Annotated in this window: 1 protein-coding gene and 2 pseudogenes; all 3 read right to left on the bottom strand. The window is 35.7% G+C overall.

Features of this window, described 5'->3' with window-relative positions; genetic code table 11:
• Positions 1-461: 461 nt before the first annotated feature.
• The 3 genes and pseudogenes from ACFIME_RS06630 to ACFIME_RS06620 all read right to left on the bottom strand — a co-directional run bounded on the left by ACFIME_RS06630 (position 462) and on the right by ACFIME_RS06620 (position 5,132).
• Complete coding sequence (locus ACFIME_RS06630; protein WP_375684684.1) at positions 462-1,280, bottom strand: abortive infection family protein; 819 nt, start codon at positions 1,278-1,280, stop codon at positions 462-464.
• Between the two features lie 1,514 nt (positions 1,281-2,794).
• Positions 2,795-4,157 (bottom strand): annotated as a pseudogene (locus ACFIME_RS06625) (MFS transporter).
• Positions 4,158-4,748: 591 nt separating this feature from the next.
• Positions 4,749-5,132 (bottom strand): annotated as a pseudogene (locus ACFIME_RS06620) (hypothetical protein).
• Between the last annotated feature and the right edge of the window lie 898 nt (positions 5,133-6,030).

Genomic DNA, 6,030 nt, shown 5'->3' with positions numbered 1-6,030 from the left:
GGGGGAGGTAAAAGCCATTAAGGTACGTAAGTCCACACACTTAAAGGGCGCTCAAGGATTAAATCTAAACTCAGATTTTCTCTCTTTAGGGAGTTAAGACTTGTGTTTTTATCATAATGACTAGCTTCTCCATCATTATATTTTTTTCACGAGAGCTTTCCAAAAATAGTACACCAGCTAGTTTGTTCTTTAAAAAATAATCAAGGCAATACTTTTGCACCATCCTCATTCGCCATTCTTAAGGGCGGCTTTTGCATTTACAGAAATTGCCCACTGACTTTAGAAGCGGAGCCTAAAAACGCGGGGAAGAGGAGCACCATAGAGCGGTGTGACTACTCATGTTGTCCATGCTATAGAAATATTTGGTTTTGTAGGGTAGAAGCAGCGACCACCCCCTTTAATGCTTTTTAGGCATTAAAAATGGCACGAGAAAATGCTGGTAGTCGTGATATGGTTTTTTATTATGGCTGATCCATGAGCTCTAAGATATAAATTGAGAGAGAATGGGCGGCATTAAAAGTTAAACGCGCATGGCGAGGTTTGAGATTGATTAGTTCGAAATCCTTTTTTGAGCGGCCGTGCGCTGCACCTTTCTTGTTTCTTAAATTCATAGTACCATGCACAACTTGATACAGACCGGATGTGATCATTTTTAAGTCATTTTCATCTAGATCTTGATTTTTTAAGTTTTCTTTCTTCATATCGTCGGGATGGATCTTAGCTTTCTTAACGACTTCTTCCCATAAAGCAGGCAGATTATTACGGGCGTTTTCTTTATATGAGATAGAATGGTGGTCGAGATAAGCTTTGCAAGAGGCTTCCAATAGATTTGCTGCAAATAGAACCGCCTCCCTTGGATCTTTTTCTATATTTTCTAATGCTCTTTTTACTTCGATTTCTACTGCTGAAAGGCCTTTCTCTGCAATACGTTTTTGTAGCTCTTCTGTAAAGAGGAGACCAGCTTTTTGCAATTCTTGTGTGGAGGTCAGCTCCTTCTTGATAATATATCCTCCACGCTGATATTCCAAGTCATATTCCTTTAACTTTTCTAAAACTGTACGTTTATCTTTTTGTAACTGTAAAATTTTTTCATATAATGATGGATTTAATCCGCTTGGGTCTGGGTCATAATATTCTTTTTCTAAAAAATCCCCAAGCAAGTTACCAAGGACTTCAAGCGGTTCTTCGCATTCCACATTGATTGCACGTAGCCATGCTTTAACTTTTTCGGATTTTGTACCTTCTGGAATCTCAGAAGGAGCAAATGATGCAATAAACAAGTTATTTAACTCCTTACACGTATAATGGTACGCAAACATTGGAGGAAGTAGTCCAATGATTACAGGAGGGATTTTGTTTTTCTGAGATATTTTTTGCGGAGACGATAATTGCATTTTATGGCTTTATAATATCAAAAAGTGGTGTGTGGAGTGGTTTTTAGAATATAATTTTATTGCCTGACCTTGTATAGAAGGTCGGGCAACAATTTTGTGGTTTATATAAGATTTGTGAAAAAGAAATACTATATTGTGTTTTAATTTTTTCCTTTCATTGTTATAGCAGTGAAGGGGGTGGATAATGTGTGATAATTCGAAAAATATAGAATGAGAACAGAAGTATAATTTTGTATTATCGTAACTGCAATAGCATTCTTTATTGGCAGATTGTTTATTGGAGAGAAGGAAGCAGGCAATGCGCATAATCCCTGAAAGGAAGGTTTTGTGACAAGAATTTCAACAATGGCATGTTACTAAATGTTGTGTGTGTTCTTTGCTTGTCAGAAAAAGTAGATGGGGCTCTTTATTTGCATAACCGGTGGAGAGAACAAGCGGGCAGGGGATCGGTTTACCAAATTCTTTTATCTCTTTAAGCTTACTGTTTTCTATAAAAAGGCTGTTTTCATAATATCCGCTGTTAAATCTCGTATATTTGGTAGAAATGGAAATATAAACGTTTATTGTGTCTGTAAGGGAGCTTGAAGCAATGAAGTTATGTGTAAAAGAGTTCTGAAAAGCTTCTTTTGTCCGTAAAACTTATAAGGAAAATTTAAAGGCAGGAAAATGTTAGAGAAATCTAAGAGTACGTTGTGAAAATCAAGAAACAGTCTTTTTAGAGATGGTTTGCTGTCTGTCATCGTGCTTCATGATTTTCAATGTTTTTAAAATTTCTTTCTCAATGAGAGAGGGCTTTTTTATTAAAGCGGGGGAGATTTGTTATGATAGTTAACAATGAAATGGAGAGAAGAAGCTGCTTTACCAGCTGTTTTTGTCGCTTCAGTTTCATTTGAACCTATTGCGGTTATGAAAGCATAGTGATTCAATGACTTTGAAAAGGGGTGAATAACATTATCAAGTTTGCAATACAGTGCGATTTTTCACATCGCGGTGTGTGGTAAAAGATGATTAGCATTTATAGGGGCGTGCGCGGGGGCGGGTTCTATATTCTATGCTGGTGCTGTAGGGCGTCTGTTAGCGCATTTATGGGACTATTCCGCATTGAAACGCGTGCTTAATTTCGTGGATCTTTACAAAGGTCTGATCAGAAAATCCCATATTTCAAGAGGTTTTTAGAGGGATCTAAAAGCACAGAGGTATCATAAAATTACAAACACCGTACGTTACTGGAGGTGATCAATTTTAGAGATTAAGGAGCTTATCGGTTTAGTGTTCTTTCATAAAAATGATGAAGGCTGTGGTCACGGTATCAGTGTGTTGGTTTCTCGAAAAGTGGTGAATGCTGTATGATTTTATATGCCATTGCCAATGTTATGGATATGGTGTTCAAATAAAGCATATCATAAATCGGAATTCTTCTCTTTACGCGATAAGAGGAGGGCTAGGCAAAACAGTAAAAATGCAGAGATAGAGAATATGAAGAATACGATATATGTTTGGTTTAAGGACAGGTATTCTTCTGTCAGCGAATGGATCAAAAAGCCAGCGAATATACCCCTAAGGCACCACCTATTTGCTGTAATATGCGTGTGATAACGGCTGTATCTTTGACGTATAAACTGTTGACATATTGGATGGGGGCGGAAAAGCAGACAATGGTGGCGATGCCAAGTCCTATGCCTCTTAGCAAGAATCCAGGTCCATCCATGCTTATATTATAGCCGAAGCATAATAACCCAAAGCTTGAAATCACCAAACCAATTCCTATCATGAAAAAGGGAGATTTTTCTTTCCATTTTTGGTAAATAAATTTCCTGCCAATCCATGCACCCACTCCTTGCAGAGCAAGGAGGGCACCGATGATGAGAAGGCTCTTTTCATAGTTTCCTCCTATGGCAACGGCTAGTGGGAAATAAACGAGGAAGCTATAAAAAAGAAATGAAGCAACAAGCCCCATGATCATGAGCAATGTGTAGCGCGCATTTTGAAATCCGCTAAAGACGATTAATTTGTTTTTTGCTTTCTGATTAGAAACAATGAATAATATGAGAGATATCACCGCTATAAGTGCTAGGATAAAGAGGGCGTTGGGGTTATTGATGTTTTTGGCTTCTGTGAGGTAAAAAAATGAAAGAAGCGATATGGAAAACGCTAAAAATGCAAATAAGTTAAATTTTGTTTTTGTTGATTCGTTGCTCTTTAAATGTTTTGCTCCAAGGGTGAGTGCCAATAAAATAAGCGGAATATTGATAAAAAATAACAAACGCCAAGACACATACTGAGCAAGTGAGGCGCCTACCAGCGGACCAAAGGCAGGAGCGAAAACTGTTGGTATGGCTATGGTGCCCATGGCTTGCTGCATGCGTATCTGTCCAAATTGTAATGCAATGATGGTTTGGCTAAGAGGCAGCAAAAGACCGGTCCCAAAACCTTGAACGATACGGGCAGATATAATGGTTGGAAAATTATAGCTTAATCCTACCCCAGTGATCCAAGCATAAAAATGAAGCTTGCAAGGAACCAAGTTCTTTTGATACCTATTTTTCCTTGCACAAAAGCTGCCATCAGTAGTCCTGGCACGGTGGCTAGAAAATAGGATGTTACAATCCATTGTATATTATTTCCTTCCACGGAAAAATAATGCGCAAGGTTAGGAAGGATGACATTAACAATGCTTCCGTCCAGCAGAGGAAGTATGCTGGAAATAATTACGGTATATATGACATACTTTTCTGATTGAGTATAGGAATCCACCTTTTGCATGATCATGCTCCCTACAGATATTCTTTAAAATATTGGTCCCGCTCTATAAATTACAGGCTTTGAGAATTAATACGCGTTTGTTGGTTGCGATATTGGGATGAATGTGATTGGAAGTGCTGATGGTCCCCAAATGCTTCTCTTGTGTACAAACTCCTCTTCCTCCAAAATGAAGCCATCAGTTAAGCTGATTTTGATGAGTTTATCGAGGTGTCTGTTTACTGTCAATTCACTTTGCATGAGAGCAAAAGCAGAACCTACACGAGACGTGCATGCCTGCTCCATTTGCATTTATTATTTAACATGAAAAATGTTAAAATCTTTATAAATCAAATTATTGACTTAAAAATCCAATGTTTGTTGATAGATCATTTTTATGCTTAAATGATTGTTTGGGTGTCAAATGTATTCTCAATAGTTTATAATTTTCTTTTCTTAAATGTGCAGCCCTTTCTGGAAAATATTCGATAATCTCTTGATTGTTTAATAAAAATTAAAATCGGTTATAAGGAAGAGCTTGTAAATTATAGAGTAGGAAAAAGTTGCATTTTATAAACAACAGGGGAGGGTTGTTTCCATAGCCCAAACATTTTTTCAAGTTGTTGTGGTATCTTTTTGAATTACTTGATCGATAAAAGTTTCATAATTATCAGAAACAATATATTGGGTATTTTCTCCTAAAGCTTTGAAATGTTCACGACCGCAATGGATTTTTGCTTTTTCCAGATCGCGCAACATGTCTTCGAAAATACTTCCTTTACTTTCTACAACAAAATACAGTTTTTCTTACCCATCTTGCTCGAATAATACAGCCCAATCGGGGGTATATGATCCAAGAGGTGTATCAATTTTAAACCATTTAGGCAGTTTCGCATAAACTTTAATCTCATCGTTTTTTTCAAACGATTGTGCAAAACTGAACTCAATATCTGAATCATAAATAACATGATCATAAGTTGATTTATCAGTTTTTGTCATATTCTTTTATAAAAAAATTTGCTTTTATATTTATTAAAATGCATTTTCTATTTTATTTTTTCATATAATTAGCCAATGAAGTTTTTGCTCTAATATCACAATTTGTAAAAGACTATTTTGGTAACTCAATATGAAATTTTTTATGTCGGTTTCTTGTATTGAAAGCAATGGTACGATTTTTGATATCTGTATAAAAATATTTACAAAAAAAATTTTAATAACGCATGATTATAGAATTTTGTCCTTTGTTTGAAGCATGTAAAGTTAAACCATTGTTTATTCATAGATTTTGTGTTCATTATTTATTTGATACATTTAATCTAGAATGCAAATTGTATTCGTATCCTCAAACTAAAATACTGGTATTGAAGTGGTGAGAGTGTTGCTTTGTTGAGAATAGATAATTTGGTAGGTTAGTATTCCCTTTGTATCAGAGAATTCAACTTATTCTCTCATATTGTGTGTGGATGAAATGTTAACCGCATAATGCTTCCTCTTACATGAGATGTAAGATTGATATGGTTTACACATTGAGAAAAGTTGTTGATCGTAGAGGAATATTTTTCTGCGAAATTTGTTTGGCTTAAATGGAAAAAATAGAGCAATAGCCGCATATTTGTTATGCTGTAACGCATATATATAATCGATGGAGTCAACACTTCATTTAAGAAGTTTTTTAAAGGAAAAACATAAAAAATAGAATTATTGAAAAAATCTTTTATTTTGAAGCTTGTTTCTCACGATTATAAAAGCTTCCATGTGGATTTCGAAAATTCTTGTTGTGTTGAAAAATATACAAAAATCAAGAAAATTTTGCAAAAAAGCTGCACTATGCGTGCAGCTTTTTATGTATTTGCTTTAGAGGTAGAAGTTTTAAAGCATGAAAGTGTCCTTACGG

This window comes from Bartonella sp. AP1QHHD (assembly GCF_042196265.1).
GTDB lineage: Bacteria > Pseudomonadota > Alphaproteobacteria > Rhizobiales > Rhizobiaceae > Bartonella.
This window is presented reverse-complemented; position numbering and strand designations above follow the sequence as displayed.